We start from the raw sequence: 18,365 nt of genomic DNA, 5'->3' as shown, positions 1-18,365 counted from the left end.
GCGTGCGTACGGAAAATTGTTTAGTTGAATTAGGAACTGAAGAGCTACCACCAAAGGCACTTAAAACACTTGGTGAAGCATTTGCTCAACAGTTTGAATTAGCACTTACCAGTGCCAACCTTCCTTTTGGTTCAGTAAGCTGGTTTGCCGCGCCTAGGCGTTTAGCGGTTTATGTTTCTGACTTGGCAGAAGGTCAAGAAGATAAAGTCGTTGAAAAAAGAGGCCCTGCGGTAAACGCTGCATTCGATGCAGATGGCAACCCCACTAAAGCGGCACAAGGCTGGGCTCGTGGCAACGGAATTGACGTTGCTGATGCAGAGCGTCTGGTTACAGACAAAGGCGAATGGTTGCTGCATAAGGCACAGGTTCCCGGTCAAAGTGTTAGCACACTTCTTGAAGGCTTGGTCAATCAAGCAGTAAGCAAACTGCCTATTCCAAAGCCAATGCGCTGGGGAAGCCACAGTACCCAATTCATTCGCCCTGTACACACGCTATGTGTACTTTATGGCAGTGAAGTTATCAATATTAATACTCTTGGTTTAGCTAGCAGTAGAACCATTCAAGGCCACCGTTTCCATGGAGAAGCTCGATTCGAACTTGACCATGCTGACAACTATGCCACTGCACTTGAGGCACAATATGTCATTGCAGATTTTGAAGCGCGTAAAGCGAAGACTCGTCAACAGTTAGAAGACGCTGCTGCAGCGTTATCCCTAAAGCCTGACTATGATGAAGCACTGCTCGAAGAGATTGCTTCACTTGTTGAATGGCCAGTGGTGATGCAGGCAGAGTTTGACGAGGGCTTCCTTGCGGTACCAAAAGAAGCGCTCATCTATACGATGAAAGACGATCAGAAATATGTTCCTCTTCTTAACGCCAATGGCGACTTGGTGAATACCTTCCTATTTGTGAGTAATATTAAAAGTAGCGATCCTATTCAGGTCATTTCAGGCAATGAAAAGGTTATCCGCCCTCGCCTAGCTGATGCTGAGTTCTTCTATAACAGCGATAGAAAAGTATCCTTAGAGAGCCGTCTCGACAGCCTAAGCACTGTGCTATTTCAAAAGCAGCTCGGCACACTTAAAGAAAAATCAGAGCGCATCTCTGTGCTGTCTGGCTTTATTGCAGCACAAATAAATGCAGACGAAGCACATGCGACTCGTGCCGGACTGCTAGCTAAAGCAGACCTTATGTCTAACATGGTTATGGAATTTCCAGACGTACAAGGCGTAATGGGTAAATACTATGCCTTAAACGACAATGAGCACTCTGACGTTGCACAAGCCCTGTATGAGCAGTATATGCCTCGTTTCGCCGGTGATACTCTTCCGAGTAACGGCGTCAGCGCCTCGGTAGCCCTTGCTGATAAGCTAGATACGCTAGTTGGTATATTTGGTATTGGTCAGCTGCCTAAAGGTGACAAAGACCCATTTGCCCTTCGTCGCGCGGCCATTGGTGTACTGCGAATTATCACTGACTTATCACTTCCACTTGATTTAACTACCCTGGTAACGAAATCAATTGAAGTTTATGGCAAAAAACTTTCAAATGACAAAACACAATCACAGGTTGTAGATTTTGTTCTTGGTCGTTTTATAGCGTTACTTCAGGATAAACAGATAGCGATTGATGTTATTCAGTCAGTCGCGGCAAGACGCCCTACTAAGCCAGCTGACTATCTTGCGCGAATTAATGCCGTAGCTCTATTTAAATCGTTAGATGAATCTGAGGCTTTAGCGGCAGCAAATAAACGCGTAGCGAATATTCTAGCAAAGCAACATGTCGATATTGACGCTACAGTACACATTAATGATGCCCTTCTTTCAGAAACACCAGAACAAGCGTTATTTGAAGCACTGACTGAGTCAGAAAAGAGAGTGAATGAAGCGCTCGGCTCGCAAGATTACACGGCAATTCTTACAACTCTTGCAACGCTACGTGTCGCTATTGATGATTTCTTCGATAACGTTATGGTTATGGCAGAAGACGAAGCGGTTAAGAAAAACAGACTTGCGCTGTTGACGCTTTTAAGGCAACTTTTCCTTACTACCGCAGATATTTCTATACTTGCGAAGTCTTAGGCTAAATTTATGAGATAGCAATATCTTGTAAAGTGAAATTAAAAGCCCGACTCTGTTGGGTTTTTTTATATCTGGAGTATTAGTGAAAAAGTTATTGTCAGTTTTATTGTGTTGTCTTTCACTCTCAGCGTGTTCTAGTAAAGGTGGATTTAGCATTCCAAAGCTCCCATCTTCATCACCTGCTATAGAGTTTGAGAATATGTATCTCAGAGGGGTTTTTAATTGGTGGGAAGCCGACCCTAGCTATAAATTTACCCGTAAAGGCGTTGATAACAATGAAGCAGCGTGGTCAGTTGATGTTGAGTTAATTGCAGATGGGCAGCCTTACGACTTCAGGTTGTCTGATGCTAACTGGACGCCTTCACAAAGCTGTGGAGGCAAGTATAAAGGTCAACCTGTGATGTTAGGCACAACAGTTTACTTAGCCTGTGAGCAAGGCTCAGAGAACCTTCAATTCACTCCATCATCTACCGGTACCTACCGATTTGCTATTCATAGTGCAGGCTTGAAGGAAGTGGTATTAAAAGTTACTAAGTTATAGCTGAAATCTCGCACGAGCATTTCTTTTCATCAGCTTAGCTGTTTAACTAGCTTCACGAAAAAAGGCGATTTATTAAATCGCCTTTTTGTTTTACGTCATTTACAGCTGAAATTGCTGACTCCATGCAGGCGTCGTTGTAGGCCTTTGACTAGGCTAAATGTGGGATCTCATAATCCTTGCAAAAAAGAACACCTGTTTTTAAAGGCGTTGCGCGAATTATGAGAATTTTTCAGAATCTGAAATTCTCATAATCTCTTCTAAATTCGACAAAGATTCTCATAATTGCTTCTAAATTCCTTATCAGATACTTGTCGCCAAAGGTGTTGTCAGAAAAATCAGAGGAACAACATACTCGGATGTACTAGCTCAGAGTGCTTTTATCCGAGCACTCCCATTACAAATAACTATCTCTGCCGCCTGCCACTCTCGCGATTTACCGTTATGCGTCGGCGGAAATTTCAACAATACCTGCTCATCACCAACGTTGATTTTGCAGCTCAATGAACTCGGTGTCATTACACCAACTTCGGAATAATTCGTTACTAACACCCTATAAACGTCAAATGACCATCTGCTGATATCAATACGCTCCTTTCCTGGTCCAGTTCTCACATCATTTTTTAAACGAGCAAAAGGTGCACTATCTAATGAGCCATGGTTACGAAAGTCGACTGTATCTAAAATATCCCCACTTAAATTTTGTACTTGTAATGAGAGGTCTATGTCAGAAAGAGTATCATCCCAATCAATCTCTATATAACCACCTGAATTTGTACTACCAGCTACGTCTAAATTATTGTCTGATACTTGATCTACCTCTGGTATTTGCGAGGGTAGTTCAGGGAAAAGAACTTTTTTAATTGAGTCAGTGACAACTTTTTTTGAACACTCTCGTAGTGGCGTTGCATCTCCTATGAAACTAGCACGTTGTTGAAGTTCGTCAGGTAACTTCTCTTTCAGCGCACTTTCATCTGCTGGGCCATGATTGATAAGCTGGACATTTGCTTGTGGGCAACTAGTTGCATAATCTTTTACTGCTTGTGTAAAGTTCGTTTTGTTTACACTCAGGTAGTGTTTGCATTCAAGAACATATATTGTTTGTGAAGCGATCGACTTAGAGATATCGACTTGTAATATCCTAAAATCGGGCTGTATACCTTTCTTTCGCTTCGGGCTCTTGCCAACTAATGAAGAACGCAATTCAGCCCATACATCATACTGTTTGTCGTTCCAATTAAATGTAGCCAGACGACTCCCACCAAATGCGAATGAGAGGACATCATTTACTGTGTGGTAGCGTATTTCAGGAGCTACACTTTGCACAACAACCAGCAACCGCGTACCAATCCAGACCGAATAAAGTTCATGCCGGCGCTTCCATGCTGGTAAATTTAAAATATCGAGAAGTTCATCAAATGTGCGAGAGACCCAATTATATGACCACTCAACTCTGCTGAGTTGATTGTCTAATGTTGCGAAGATTTCTTCATGATCTTGTTGCCCAGAATTTAGTTGCGCTGATATCGCCTGAACTCCTTGCAAAACACCTATGTCCCAAAAGTCCGTTGCATCGCGGCATAGACTTAAAAGTTCGTCTCGGAAATCACTCTTGCGGGCTGTTTCAAATACTTGTGAACGTGTTTCCCCATGTTTACCCCAAATTCCCCTCACCGCAGATACCAGTTCCACAATGGTATTTAACTGAGCGTCGATACCTTGATGCCCAGTCTTATTTATTGACTCCACTGGAGGGAAGCCTTTTGGTCGCTCACCACTGAAATCATTGGGAATATAGTTTCTTAATGTCTTGAAAAGTGACCAGCGTAGATCGGAACCTGGAAGTTTTGGTCGCTTTTCTAGGACATTTCTAGTTCGAAGTACTGTTGCTCGAAATTGCTCGAGTGTAGCTTTTAAAGGATCGCTGACATCATCAAATTTAAATTCAACACTAAGTTGATTTGATGCACTAACAGCGTTTGCTTCAATCAATACGTCAAGAATATCCTGCATCATTTGCGCAAATCCATTCTGACTTTTTAGTATCTCAACAAGAAGTGTCTCAGTACTAATAGACGGTTTTGGTAAAAGAGCGTCCTCTTCCAACCATACCTCGAGGGACAAAGCACTATCCGGCACATCTAACGCAAGTCTCAAAGACTCTTCAATATCGGCGTCCCTACCAGGCTTTCCTTTACTCAGCCTCAACTCCAAGCCAGCACTGGAGCACAAACTTTTCCATAGTTCAGCGGGCGAAGTGATCATATTAAGCTCTCCATGTCCAAAAATATGTTTATCTGTATTTAGCGTGGGTATAGATTATGAAAATAAAGTGAAACGTACAATGCAGCTCGATGTTTAGAACGTCAAGTATCTTAACACAGTGGGGAAACGGCCGATCGGATTCACCGAAATACGCAGCAGATTTTTTTGTTCAAAACGCTATCGCATACTTTTCTGGAGGTTTGTGTTTTAGATCGGCTATAGTTAACTCCAACGGATAAAGGTTAATGCTAAAGCAATAATAAATTACTAACATTACGCTAATGACCGCACCTGCGACACCAAGGGCTCTACAGAGCTCCTTCAATGTATTAGTTAAAGTCCCTATCAATGAACTGTCTTCCATATTTATAACCGTGTTAGTTTTTGAGATGTAAACGCCTATAGCATTGAAAGAAAAACAGAACGAGACGGCGTTTTTTACACCTGATTGGCTTTATCAAGCATGTTGCTCGATACCGAGAAGATTCTTCATATCAGTAATATATTTTGAGTAGTTGTTCCACTCCAAGATTGACCGAATATTTGATGAATATGAAATGATTGATTCGTTATCGAGATCAAATGGCGGGTCGAGAAAATCACCATATTCGTGGTTCGTAGCCAATGCATTAAAGACATTGATGTTTACAATATTTTTTAGACCATCTTGAGTATCAAAATGGTTGTACTGGTTACGCCCCGCATAAATGATAAGGCCTATAGGGACGCTTCTAACCTTTCTGCCAATAGCAAACTTGACTAACCTTGCTTTTAATTTTGACTTGCAGCCCTCGAAAAGGTACGCAAATGAGTCGTCGCATTCAAGGTTATTTGAATAAAGTTCTATTGCTTTACAAGCTATCTGCAAAATCGAACCTGAGATGACATGCATAGAAAAAAGGCTGGCTCGGTATTCCTCACGAGCATACTCGGCAATTTCAAATTCTTGCTGAATTTCAGGCCTAGACCTCCAAGCCTCATATTTCTTTTCAAACTCTCCGTCGCGGCCATTATGACGAATTACCTGTACCGGAGGGAAGCTCATTTTTATCAATTCAGAATAGTGATTAAGAAGGTCAAACATGCCTTCAACTGCATGCTCAGACTGGAATATGTATTGTTCAGGGCTAATCATCTTATAGTTCGCTTAACGCCCGCATCACCCGAAACTCTGATGCGCAGCGGAAGTTTTGTTTCAGAGTTGTGCATGCTAAGTGTTTGGTTGGAAATAGTACAACCCTTTCGCCAAAAGTTCCTCGCAAACATAGTGAGGTATGTGCATGTAATCTAATCCGTTCTTAACCTTGTAATTCATTAACTGCCTTGAATGATTAGGAACTGCATCGACGAACTCCCAAATTATTTCTTTTTTATCCTGTTTTCTCAGAGGGTTAGAAAATACAAGATTAAATGACTTTGAGAAGTCCCAATGATTCTCAACTTTATCCTTGCGCTGATAGTCATGGTGACGGTGATACAAATTTGTCAGCATAACTACGTCAACATTCTTATACTCTACAAATGAATAGAATGACTCATTGGTAAACAACCCCTGATGACCATACAGGTAGAAAAACCACTTCTGCATATCAGTCCAATCAGCACAGCAGACTACAAGCACATTCAATTCGCTTGGCCCTGTCGATTCTTTAAACTTGCTGTGAGCAGATACAAGGTAATCTTTTAACTTGTTATCCATGTGCTGCTGTATCACAAGTGGCTTATCAGGGTCTGCTGCCGGATTATTTTCAGGATCAAACACATCTTTTAGATTTGATACCACATCCTCAAAATCAATAATTCTTCCAAACGCGCCTATCTTGAAGGTATTTGAACTATCGATTTCATTCTTTTTTGAAAAGTCTGGACATTTAACTTCAATATTGTAGGTTTTTCCGTTCAGCTCAAAACCACAATCAACATCTTTTGGAGGATTTATTTTTGGTTCATAGACAAAACTATCGGTATATGTTCGCGCCAAGTAGGCTGCAATTGATGTTTCACATGCAGCTTGGAGATACTTTGCCTCATCAAAAGTTGAACCTTCAACTTGAAGATCTTTAAACAAGCGTATTTTCTGTTTCTTTGTTAGATGCGTTTCTAAAAAACCTAATGCTTCCACTAGTCCAGCAAGATAAGCACTCTCCGAACCTGAAAATAAATATTCGTTTTTCTGATTGGTTACCTCGAAGTCCATCATATCTCCTTGGACACTTAGATCCCCTGACTAGGGGCAATAACGTGTGCTAGCGTAAGGAACTAAGTGTCGGGAGTCCTGGCCTAGCATCCTGCCTATTTGGATTCTTTGTTTTCACCTGCGCTGTATTTTTGCCGCAGCACCATTAATCGATTTAACTAAATCTGTTGTTGCCTTTGCATGTTTCTCTGATGCTTGAATTAGTTTTTTAGATAACTCGTTGGATGCTTTTGTATACATGGCAAGAGATTTATCGTGACCAACAGATTGTTCTGTAGCTTTCGCTAATGACCTCATTGCATCTGCTTGAGCCTTAGCAAAAATAGCGAGCTCTTTGGTTTGTTTTGCTTGCTCTTGCAACTGCGCTTCTTGCTGTTTTAAAGCTATTGTGTTTTCTTTGAGCTCCTGCCCTTGTTGAAAATACCCAAATATCAACCAGAAAAGAGCCAATATTGAGCCTATACCCGCAATTAAATCACCAACTTCGTTCGGTTGTAAGGAGACGAGCTGTTTAAAATTAGTAAAGCAATATACGCCTACAGCAGTCAAAAATAAAAAAGTTATTATAAAAGCAAATATGGTCCGCTTATCCATCCATTCCTCCGAGAAAGGCCTACTCTGCAAGCAACGGTCGAAAAACCTAGCAACAGGTTTGAGGACCAGCCTACGAAGTAGGCATAGCTGACTGACCTTGTCATATGCGCTCTGTTAACAACCATAACAAATGAAATCTAATCCTTTTCAAAAGTTATATACTGACTTTTTCCATCAACAAAAATTGGGGTACCTCCCGCTACACCTCGGTCTGCAAGACAAATCTTGATCGGAGCGCCATTTTGATGCGGAGGAAATATTGCAATCACAGTTGGTTTAGCTTCTTTGTAATACTGATTGATGTCCTCGCCAACGGTTGCAACCATACTAATGTTATTATGTACATAATGAACCGTATATATCATTTCGCTGGTTTTAGGCACCGGATTTCCAATAAATTCCGCAGTTGCAGCTAATACACTTAATGCTTCGTTTTTATCTCTGGCGTATGGAAGAAAAAACTTCATCGAATCACACTCCTTTGTTGTCTAAAAATCGAGCCCATAACATCTTGCTCTCAAGTTGTCATACTAACACTCGTTTCCGATGAAAAGCTATGTCCTATGTTTTCATGGGAGTGGACACAAAAAATCTGCTTTGACTGGCCGGTATTTTTTGACCATCCTCATAGAGAGTAAACGGACTCTGAAACAGCAGGTTGCGGCTAAACTCATACTTAAGAACAAGTGCAGTTGCCGTTTACTTATCGTCTTGCCACGCCTAGCATGATTCTTTGTATCAGCGAGGCGGGCAACACCCAGAGCTCTTCAAACGTTTCAATCTTAGACACGCATCATAGCCAAATGAAATACTCGGGATATGTGATCTGGGGAAACACCGACATCGCAGCCTTACGATTTAAAAATCAGCTATACCCCTGCATTTTCCCAATCAAGGTGGTCTCTAACGTAGGTGTATATCATCGGTATATTCACAAACTGATACCTCTGATACATCTTACTCCTAAGCTTATAGTTTTTATCATGGTCAAAGGGCATGATACCGAGCTCTGCCAAGTGTCGATACAAATGCCTGGGGCTCATCTCAAGGACTTCGGCCAGTTTCGCCCCTATAACAAATCGCGCCTTAAACTTGTGGGCAAACTCTATCGGAATCACTCTCTCGTCAGAGTTGTTGTCAGTCTCGCAGCTCTTTATGAGCTTATGCTTTACTAACTGCGACATGAACTCAGGATGTAATTGCAATTTGCCCGCCATTTTCGTGGCTGAAAGGTGGTGGGCTGGGGTTATCCTTTTAATGAGACTGATTAACTCACGATGACAAAGTGCCAGTCCTCTTATACCTAATGCCTCATCGTCTAAATGAGACAATAGGTTGCCAGCTCTGCATTCTTGCAGAATAGTTAAAAATAAATCGGGTATATCACCACCGTATTTTTTCATGGCAACAGGTAGCAGAATCGACTTAGGCATCAACTTAACTTTCTTTGGCGTAAGACTTTTCAAGTATTCGATTATTTCACTTTTTGCAATCCGCCAATGTGCGCACCGCCCAGGCTCTGGCGGAATAGCGGTTAAGAACACTCCGCTGTTACACATTAGCTGCATTTGTGATTTCGTCACACCCAGTAAAATTGCCGCTTCTGTTGCATTGAGTTGTTGCATTAAGAAGCTGAGACGCGCTTCTAAATGGGGACGGTATATCAGTGAAAAGGTTCTTCCGCCTTTTTTCTGTCTGTTACAAGCGATTAATCCCTCTTTTGTCGCAAGCCGGAGTTTGGATGCTGCAACCGAATACTCTCTAGATGCGACCTTCAAAGGGAGCCAAACGTTGCCATTGATTGTCTCCTCACTAAACAAGCTATTTCTCTTCGTCGCATAGACACTACGTTCCGTAATTTCTGCTTCCAAAACGTCTTTATACCGCTGAAAGCACGCCTTTTTTGCTTCCTTATAGAACGACCGGTAAAACATGGTGAGTTGGTCAACTCGGTGACCTTTGCCGCCCATCTTTTGCAAAACATCAAGTAATGCAATAAACATTGCCTTGCCCCCAAGCAAACCGCGAGCGACATCCTGGAGGGCATCGAGTGCTTGTTGCATACTATTTAATTTTGTACTGGTACCTGTTTTTTTAACATCGTGGTTTGGTGTAAGCCGCGAGAACAAGCTTACTAGCGATACTCGTTCCTCAAGAGTTAACCCATGGTCAGTCGGCATAAGCTGCTCTCTGTTTTGTTCAGGTACAGCACCGTCCTCAATAAACCGCTGAAGTTCTAGTAGCTGTTTCGATGCCCTAACAATACTTTGCTCACCGTACGGTGCACCACAAACACACTCGTGAAGTTTAGCTTTGAAGAGGTCTGTGTCTGCACCACATGATGTGCAAACATCCACCAAATTAACCTCATGTTTTACACATGTTACCGAGGCTTTAAGGTGCCAAGTGGCTCTCCATTTTTTATCTTCGCTGACACAAATAGGACAAAACCTGGCATTTTTTACTAAATGGAAATTCTCTAACTGGAAGATGCGAAGTGCTGTTTCATCCTGCTCAGCATGTTTTGTCCAATCCTCTTCGGCAAGGTAATTGACGAGCTGACTCAAATTTCTTGAAACCCTATCTTCAGCATTTTTGTACAGCCAAGTATGTGAATCATAGTGGTTTAACAAAGCAAGCCGTTTAAGATAAAACAGCGGGGATTCGCCAGCCTCTATCGGCGGGTGTATAGGGGGCTTTTTCAACATCATTTGAAGCCCCCCTTGGTTTGTCGCACGGAATCACGTTCTACCGCATCGTAAAAAGGCATGTTCGGTTTATCCAGCAATTCCCAATTAAATTTATTACTAAAGGGATTTTTAGAATGTTCGCATTCTTGCCAAATGGCTTCGTTGAAAGCTAACGCCAGGGTATCTCTCGATAGCCCTTCATGCCCCTTTTCCATTGCGATTTCATACGCCGTGATCAATATCTTGGTGACGTAGTCAATAATCCCCATCGTCGCAAAATAAAATCGTTTTACTAAGTCCTGAGATAACTCAAGCGGGCTTGCGGTCGCCAAGCTTTGTTCTAACTGCAAAATCACACCACCAAAAATTTTGGTGCTTTCCGGATCGGTGATTGAAAAAGGAGGTAGGTACACCTTTTGGCTAAACCGCCGTTGCAGCTGCGTGTTTATCGAAAGTAGCGTTATGCTTCTTTTCAGCCCCATCAAAACGAAACAGACTTTTGAATCCTCCATAAGCGATTTAAGCCAATCTGAGACCTCTTTTGCTGTAGAAGGTCCGCAGTGATCAACAAAATGTTGAAGCTCATCCACGATAAGCATCATCACTTTCTTTTCTTTAAACAGCTCTTTAATCCTATTGGTTTTTTGTGTTGCAGTGCCGCGATAGAAATTGGGGTCGTCAAGCTCTACTAAAATCGTTTCGGCCATGCTTTTTACAGTGGGTTTGGACGGCGTTTCTACGCACACAAGAGGCTGCGTGATACACACAGAATCGTTTATCGGTAGGTATTTGGCCTTCAGGTGATTTTTGAGTGTCGTTTTACCTGTGCCCGGATCGCCAAGGCACAAGATATTTTTACTCACGTTCGCAGCAATTTTCGCCCGCAACGCTTTTTCAATTTGTTCAGAAGCCTTTTGATATGACGGATGAACGACAATAGTGTTTTTGGTTTTGGCAATATGCTTAAAAATGATCGCTTCGCTGGGTTTCATTACGCATCCTCCAAGGTAGCCGAAGCGAATTGAAAGACATCAAATGACTCAAAACTGTCAAACACAATGTCTTCGAGTGGTGCGGATTGCTGGTCCTCTTGGCGAGGGCTATTTTGATTAGTTTGCGTAAGTTGAGCCGCCTTTCTGCGTTTCCTTTGCAACCGGTTCGATTTGAGCGACTTAATATCTTCGTTCAGTCTGTAAATATGCTCTAAGACTGCTTTTTTGTTCTGTTCACCCAGTCCCTTGTCGATAAGATGCTTTCTTATATGCTTGTGTTGTCTGAGGGATAACCCCGTTGCGTACTCGGGCGTGATGCTGGGAACACAAATGTAGTCTCCATTTTTATCGTCGAAGACCCATATTCGACCTAAATCTTCAGGATCGGCACGCACAATGACATCATAGTTGTCCTGTTTTCTGCATCGTAAGGCTCGCAAGTCTGCCGAATTGTAAAACATGCTGAAAATCTCAATGCCTTTGTGAGTCAAATGCCTTTTTTCCTCATGGGTCATACAAAACGCCAGTGCGGTTTCACTTTCGGGTAATATCGGGGACACAGACTGAAGTCCCTCGTTCCACATGGCAAGAGGCGTCCTTTTTGTCTTTGTGTGGACTCGGTTGTGGTAGATATCAACAATCCAACGGCATATAAAATTTTTGAGTTCCTTTTCAGTCACACAGGCGTATTCATCAGATTTATAGTCCCCTCTTTCCTCTATTGAGCCAAATGTCGTTCCTGGTAAACGGTGGCAAACTTCTCTATTAATGGTTCCCACCAGTCTTTCCACCGTGCCTTTGTACCCAGCCTCAGCCTTTGGGCAAAACTGAAGATTGATATCCAGTTCTGCACACAGTCGTTTAAGTGTCTCTGCGTGGAATTCTGAACCATTGTCACAAATAAGGTTCATTGGAATACCGAACGCTGGCCATTCTCCGGTCACGTCTTGTAAGTAAGAAGCAGCATTATCTTTTGGCAGGATCGCATGTCGCAAAGCCCTCATCACAGCCACGAGAGAGGGTGGCTCAAACCCGATGTAAATCCCAAGTATCATTCGAGAGTACACATCAATTAGCAATGTGAGCGTAGGCCGCCCTAAAACAACGCCGGTTACATCATCAACTAATAAGGCGTCGATAGGCGAGTGATCTACTTCTACTCGCTCCAAAATCATTCTTACTGATGGTCCAGCTCCCGTTAAGCGAAAATGCTTGTCAGCGGCTTTTATACCTTGTCGATGTAGCATCGTTTGGTATTGGTCAAGTCCTTTAATTATTCTGTAAAACTGGGCCCTCGACGGGAATTTAAGTGGCGACGGTCTCAGCCTGTTGAGAAGTTCTACTTTATGTTCGAGTAGCCGATATACGTGAGATGGTGGGGGCCTATTGTTCGAGAAATATTCCTCTTCAATAATCGTTTGAATTTCATCCGTGATTATTGAACTAAAGCGACGTATACCCCCTTTTCCTGGCTTCCTTTTTTGCAGTGACATAATATCGCCACCGGAGCGGTGATACCTTTTCCACCATCTATACACTGAATCTATGGTTGGGAGCGTTTTTAAGTCGAGGGCTTGACCTACCCCAGAAATCACACTCTGAAGGCCAACTGTCGTAGGCTGTTTCCCAAGCACGTTGATGGCTTTGCTTATAAAACTCAGTCGGTAATAGACGATTTCTCTGTGCTCTGGATCCAAAGATTGCAAGTCTTTGCTGAACCTAGCGCCATGAGGACGACGAGCATTGACACCTATCAGGCTCAATTCTCCCTTAGCGTGTCGTTGCAATAATTCTTCAACGGGTTGAGCAATCACGCTCAAGTCATCGGTATTCTCCAAGAAAATCTTGTTTTGTACCTTGCGAATGATTTTGAAGGTTTTGCTATTTAAAGTCAGGTGCGTACCGGCATGAAAAGATGATACTTTCATCGCTGTTCTCCTCATTAGTAAATGTTATTGACGTTTCAGACAGGGGTTGAGTTAGGTCGACTTGAGCATGCCCGTGTGCAATGAATGCAAAAGCCTTAAGCGATGAGCCAAGCATCTTTGAAAGGGCAAAAATTGGCGCTTTACGCTTTTCCTTTAGCCACTCTTTCATGCCGTTTATTTCGACATTACTGAGCGTTAATTTGCTGTAGTGCTTTAATATGGTGAGATTAGTTTGGAAGTTAGTTACGCGTATCTCTTTCTCCGTAAGAACGAAGAAATCGGCGTTTTTCTCATGTCGGAAGAACGCTGAGCACTTCGCTAATTTACTTTTTAAACCAGTGTCATTTAGCTTCTCTTCCGGCTTGATTTCGACGTATGCCTCTCCTCCACACCTGAAACTAAGCTTAAAGTCTGGTGTATACCTGAATGAGGTACCTTCATCTTGTATTTCAAAGGCTTCAGGCTGTTCCAAATAGGCCACTATTCCTTTTGAAAACTCAAACAGCGCACAGGCGTCTCTTTCTAGCTGTGACTCCCAAGCGATGGGCTTTTTGTTCTTCCAAGAGGCGTAGTAGCCGACAACGCGACCTTTTGAGCGAGTCACAGGCTCTCTCGCTCTGAGGTACGCGCCTTTTCTTGCGTGCACTCTCGACGCAAGCTGTAACGTTGCCGTCACCGCAAAATCATTATTTTTTTGCATGCTTATCCCTTACCAAATAAGGCAATGATTAATTACTGGTTAATGTAATGCTGGAAACAGGGATTTGACGACGAGAGAAAGGCGGTACATAATCTTGCTTGCCACAGGAAGTATTATGTACTTGCTAACTCTAGTCGGGCCGGCTTCCAGTCGGTCCTGCTAGTTCTTCATCGAATACCTCTCTCTAATTTGAATTCGTCTTGTATTTTCAATGCTATTTTCATTATCTGTATTTGGCTCGACGTGAGATTGCCAACGTAGTCTTTCATCATATACAACAGTTCAAACTCTTCCCTTGATGCATTAATAGGCGCTTTTAGGCTAAAACGGCTAAGTTCAAGGTCGTTTTTCAGTCGTTCAGTGTCGTTTTGATTTAAACGAAGACAATCAATAATTTTTTCCAGGAGCGCTTCGGAAGGTAACTTGCGGCTATTTTCAAGCGAGCTTATGTAGTTTGCACGAACCCCCACCATCGAAGCCAAATCTGTTTGACTAAAGCCCTTATCGCGTCGGAGTGTTTCAAGTGTTCTGGAAAAAGGTGTCAAGGGCGCGTCTTCAACTGATAACGTAGTTTAATTTACGCACATTATATTGGTAATGATTGGCACCGCAATAAATATTTTCATAACCCACTGAAATATAAGGATAATGTGTATATTAACATACACACCTAAATTCACTCGGTGAGACTCAAACTTAGGAATGATTTGGGTGGTGTCTGAAAGGGATATAGGAGTTGTCGCAGTTAGTACAGAATTGATTACAGACCGCGCAGCTACTGCCATGCATTCGCAAGCGAGATAAAAGGACAACAGTACAGATTTTTTTAAACACGTTACCGGTCAAGCTAAAGAAAGACATTTCGTTAGCAATAAAAATATACACACTAATTTTTTTTCTAGCAGATGATATCTTTGTTTTGGAACATCGAGGTTATTCTGATAGCCAACCATGCATAATGTAACTTCAACTTACAAGATGCTAATTAAATATTAAAATCGTGATATGCTCTTTGGTAATGTACAACCCACACAACAGAGGCAGAGCCATGATCCGCTGTCATCTCGCCCGAATGATGGGCGAGCACAAGATGCGTATTGCCGATGTAGCCAGAGAAACAGGGTTAAGTCGAGCTACAGTCACGTTACTTTACAAAGAAACTGCCCAGAAAGTTGATTTGGAAGCGATTGAAAAACTCTGTCAGTTGTTTGAATGCGAGGTTGGTGACTTACTTGAGATGACACCTCAATAAACAAGGAATGTTATGAAATTTAATGAAGATTCTCGCGTAAAAATTCCGGCTATTTTGCATTTAATGCGCCTAGGCTACCAATACCTATCACTCAAGGGGCAAAGCTGGGATCTAGATACCAATATTTTCCCTGAATTATTTAAAACCGCTATCAGCAAAATTAACCCAGGTATTGAAGAAGCTGAAGCTGGTCGACTGTTAGAAGATGTAAAACTACTGCTTGATAATGAAGATCTGGGAAGAGCTTTCTTTGAGCGCCTGTCTGAGCGTTCAAATACCAAGTTGATTGACTTTGAAAACTTTAATAACAACACCTTCCATGTTGTCACCGAGCTAACGTGTCAAAACGGCGATGAAGAGTTTCGCCCCGATATCACACTGCTTATCAATGGTATGCCGCTGGTGTTTATTGAGGTGAAAAAGCCCAATAACCGCGAAGGCATTCTGGCCGAGCGCGACCGCATCAACAAACGCTTTCAAAACCCTAAGTTCAAGCGTTTTGCCAACATCACCCAGTTTATGATTTTCTCTAATAACATGGAGTACGACGACGGCGATCCTGAACCCGTGCAAGGTGCCTTCTATGCCAGTAGCTCTTACCATAAGCCGGTATTTAACTATTTCCGCGAAGAAGAAATCTTAAACTTAACCGCCTTGCTGAAGCCCGTATCGGATGATAACGAGCTAAAAGTCTTAAAAGACAATAATCTGGAAGTGATCCGCAGTAACCCAGAGTTCCAGACCAACAAGCAACCCGAGCGCCCAACCAACCGCATTTGTACCTCTTTACTCAACCGTGAGCGCTTAGCCTTTATTTTGCGTTACGCATTGGCGTATGTGTCCGAGTCAGACGGACTACAAAAACACATCATGCGTTACCCGCAGTTGTTTGCCACCAAAGCCATTGAGCAAAAGCTCAGCGAAGGCGTTAAAAAAGGCATAATTTGGCACACCCAAGGCAGTGGAAAAACCGCCCTAACGTTTTACAACGTACGCTTTTTAACCGACTACTTTCAAAAGCATCAGGTCATTCCAAAGTTTTACTTTATTGTTGACCGCCTAGATCTACTGCAACAAGCACAGCGTGAATTTACCGCCCGTGGTTTAACCGTACACACGATCAACTCAAGGGATGCCTTTACCCGTGACATCAAAGCCACACAGGTGATCCACAACCATTCTGGCAAGCCAGAAATCACTGTGGTGAATATTCAAAAGTTTAAAGATGACCCTGATGTAGTTAGCACCAAAGACTATAACGTAACGATACAGCGCGTGTACTTTTTAGACGAAGTACACCGCAGCTATAACCCCAAGGGCAGTTTTTTGGCCAACTTGAGCCAGTCGGACAGCAACGCCATAAAAATAGGCTTAACCGGTACGCCGCTATTGGGGGATGACTACAACTCACGCGCCTTGTTCGGTGATTACATTCACAAGTACTACTACAACGCGTCCATTGCCGACGGCTACACCTTGCGGCTCATTCGTGAGGAGATCAGCACACAATACAAAATTGAACTGCAAAAAGCCCTCGAAGAAGCCGAAGTTAAAATGGGCGATGTGGATCGCAAGCTGATTTACGCCCACCCAAGCTTTGTTGAGCCCATGCTGACTTACATCGTAAACGACTTTGAAAAAAGCCGTGGCGCATTAAACGATACAACCATTGGTGGCCTGGTCATTTGCGACAGCTCAGATCAAGCCAAGCAGATGTTTGACATTTTTAATGGCGTTTATGCCGAAACGCCTATACTGCCACAAACATCCAATTCAAATAGTCAGCTACTCGAAGTTGCTGAGCCTGCGCTAACCAGTTATGCCGAGTCGGTTAAACAAGCGCAAAAGGTAAAAAACGCCGCCCTAATCCTGCACGACATTGGCACCAAAGAAGAACGTAAAAACTGGGTAGAAGACTTCAAAGCAGGCAAAATCGACTTTTTGTTTGTGTACAACATGCTACTCACCGGTTTTGACGCCAAGCGCCTGAAAAAGCTCTACCTTGGCCGAGTGATCCGCAAGCACAACTTGCTGCAAGCGCTCACCCGAGTGAACCGCACTTACAAAGATTTCCGCTACGGCTATGTGGTCGATTTTGCCGATATCCGCAAAGAGTTTGATGCCACCAATAAAGCCTATTTCGACGAGTTACAGGCGGAGCTCGGCGACGAAATGGAGCACTATTCTCACCTGTTTAAATCTCAGGAAGAGATCAAACAAGAAATCGAACACATCAAAGACGTGCTGTTCCGTTTTGATACCGACAACATGGAAGAGTTCTGCAACCAGATCAGCCAAATACAAGACCGCGATACCGTACTGGCGCTCAAAAAAGCTTTAGCCGATGCTCGCAGCTTGTATAACTTGATCCGTTTGCAAGGCGAGTATGACTTTCTCGATGAACTGGATTTTGCCAAGCTTAATGTGTTGTATCGTGAAACCAGTAATCACTTGGACTTACTCAATCTCAAAAACGACTTAGAAAGCGGCGAAGATACCAGCAACTTGCTCAACCGCGCCTTAGAAGATGTGATCTTCAAGTTTGTAAAAATCGGCGAGGAAGAGCTGGTGCTGGCCGACAAACTGAAAAACACTCTGCGCCAAACGCGCGAAGCACTAGCCAGCAACTTTGACCAGCAAGATCCGCAGTTTATCAGCTTAAAAGAAGAGTTAGAGCGCCTGTTTAAGAAGAAGAACCTCAGCGAAGTGACTCAAGATGAAATGGTTGCCAATATCGACGCGTTAAATAAAATTCACGACCGAGTCAAAGAGCTCAACCGCCAAAACAACCAATTGCGGCAAAAGTACTTAGGTGATGCCAAATACACGCGTATTCATAAGCGCTTGCAAGAGCGTCAGCAAAGCCAAAGCGACATCAGCGAGTCAGAGCGAAAAATTTTCGAGGCATTAGCTGGCGTAAAACAAGATGCAGACGAGCAAGTGCTCAACAATAGCCAGGTGTTGGATAACGAAAGCTACTTTGAGCGTCAAATGATGCCGCTGGTGATTGGTCGCTTTATGAAAGAGCAGCAAATCAAACTCAACGCTGACGCTTCACGTTACATTAACCATCTGATCGTCGCGGAATATTTAAAAGAATTTAATACTGGCAGCCAGACGTGGTAGTG

Annotated in this window: 14 protein-coding genes; 4 read left to right on the top strand and 10 right to left on the bottom strand. The window is 42.9% G+C overall.

Going from position 1 to position 18,365, the window contains the following annotated elements; genetic code table 11:
• Positions 1 to 2: 2 nt before the first annotated feature.
• Together glyS and ACOJR9_RS00115 are read left to right on the top strand one after the other, a co-directional pair.
• Positions 3 to 2,081, top strand: a complete 2,079-nt coding sequence (gene glyS / locus ACOJR9_RS00120; protein WP_420934429.1) for a glycine--tRNA ligase subunit beta — start codon at positions 3 to 5, stop codon at positions 2,079 to 2,081.
• Between the two features lie 82 nt (positions 2,082 to 2,163).
• Entirely contained in the window at positions 2,164 to 2,622 is a 459-nt protein-coding gene (locus ACOJR9_RS00115) for a hypothetical protein (RefSeq protein ID WP_420934428.1), read from the top strand.
• Positions 2,623 to 2,988: 366 nt separating this feature from the next.
• Here ACOJR9_RS00115 and ACOJR9_RS00110 read toward each other — a convergent pair whose 3' ends face one another.
• The 10 genes from ACOJR9_RS00110 to ACOJR9_RS00065 all read right to left on the bottom strand — a co-directional run bounded on the left by ACOJR9_RS00110 (position 2,989) and on the right by ACOJR9_RS00065 (position 14,530).
• Positions 2,989 to 4,884, bottom strand: a complete 1,896-nt coding sequence (locus ACOJR9_RS00110; RefSeq protein ID WP_420934427.1) for a hypothetical protein — start codon at positions 4,882 to 4,884, stop codon at positions 2,989 to 2,991.
• 457 nt (positions 4,885 to 5,341) lie between these two features.
• A complete protein-coding gene (locus tag ACOJR9_RS00105; RefSeq protein ID WP_420934426.1) occupies positions 5,342 to 6,019 on the bottom strand; it encodes a hypothetical protein in 678 nt (225 codons plus the stop codon).
• A gap of 75 nt (positions 6,020 to 6,094) precedes the next feature.
• Complete coding sequence (locus tag ACOJR9_RS00100; RefSeq protein WP_420934425.1) at positions 6,095 to 7,084, bottom strand: hypothetical protein; 990 nt, start codon at positions 7,082 to 7,084, stop codon at positions 6,095 to 6,097.
• Between the two features lie 111 nt (positions 7,085 to 7,195).
• On the bottom strand, positions 7,196 to 7,675 hold the full coding sequence (locus ACOJR9_RS00095; protein ID WP_420934424.1) for a hypothetical protein: 480 nt from the start codon (positions 7,673 to 7,675) through the stop codon (positions 7,196 to 7,198).
• A gap of 137 nt (positions 7,676 to 7,812) precedes the next feature.
• Positions 7,813 to 8,142, bottom strand: a complete 330-nt coding sequence (locus ACOJR9_RS00090; protein ID WP_420934423.1) for a hypothetical protein — start codon at positions 8,140 to 8,142, stop codon at positions 7,813 to 7,815.
• Positions 8,143 to 8,544: 402 nt separating this feature from the next.
• A complete protein-coding gene (locus ACOJR9_RS00085) occupies positions 8,545 to 10,386 on the bottom strand; it encodes a TniQ family protein (RefSeq protein WP_420934422.1) in 1,842 nt (613 codons plus the stop codon).
• Positions 10,383 to 11,357 (bottom strand): TniB family NTP-binding protein, encoded by a 975-nt coding sequence (locus ACOJR9_RS00080; protein ID WP_420934421.1) that lies wholly within the window; start codon positions 11,355 to 11,357, stop codon positions 10,383 to 10,385. The genes ACOJR9_RS00085 and ACOJR9_RS00080 overlap by 4 nt, the downstream gene beginning before the upstream one ends.
• Positions 11,357 to 13,285 (bottom strand): Mu transposase C-terminal domain-containing protein, encoded by a 1,929-nt coding sequence (locus ACOJR9_RS00075; protein WP_420934420.1) that lies wholly within the window; start codon positions 13,283 to 13,285, stop codon positions 11,357 to 11,359. The genes ACOJR9_RS00080 and ACOJR9_RS00075 overlap by 1 nt, the downstream gene beginning before the upstream one ends.
• Entirely contained in the window at positions 13,239 to 13,985 is a 747-nt protein-coding gene (locus ACOJR9_RS00070; protein WP_420934419.1) for a TnsA endonuclease N-terminal domain-containing protein, read from the bottom strand. The genes ACOJR9_RS00075 and ACOJR9_RS00070 overlap by 47 nt, the downstream gene beginning before the upstream one ends.
• A gap of 167 nt (positions 13,986 to 14,152) precedes the next feature.
• The gene (locus tag ACOJR9_RS00065) at positions 14,153 to 14,530 is read right to left on the bottom strand and encodes a helix-turn-helix domain-containing protein (protein WP_420934418.1); all 378 of its coding nucleotides are present in this window, start codon (positions 14,528 to 14,530) and stop codon (positions 14,153 to 14,155) included.
• Positions 14,531 to 15,033: 503 nt separating this feature from the next.
• Here ACOJR9_RS00065 and ACOJR9_RS00060 point away from each other — a divergent pair.
• The gene (locus ACOJR9_RS00060; RefSeq protein WP_420934417.1) at positions 15,034 to 15,237 is read left to right on the top strand and encodes a helix-turn-helix domain-containing protein; all 204 of its coding nucleotides are present in this window, start codon (positions 15,034 to 15,036) and stop codon (positions 15,235 to 15,237) included.
• Between the two features lie 12 nt (positions 15,238 to 15,249).
• Positions 15,250 to 18,363: a type I restriction endonuclease subunit R gene (locus ACOJR9_RS00055; protein ID WP_420934416.1), complete on the top strand. Its 3,114-nt coding sequence runs from the start codon at positions 15,250 to 15,252 to the stop codon at positions 18,361 to 18,363.
• The last annotated feature ends 2 nt before the right edge of the window (positions 18,364 to 18,365 follow it).

It is taken from the genome of Alteromonas ulvae, assembly GCF_048987005.1.
GTDB lineage: Bacteria > Pseudomonadota > Gammaproteobacteria > Enterobacterales > Alteromonadaceae > Alteromonas.
The sequence above is the reverse complement of the archived record's forward strand: the minus strand, read 5'-3'. Positions and strand labels throughout refer to the sequence as shown.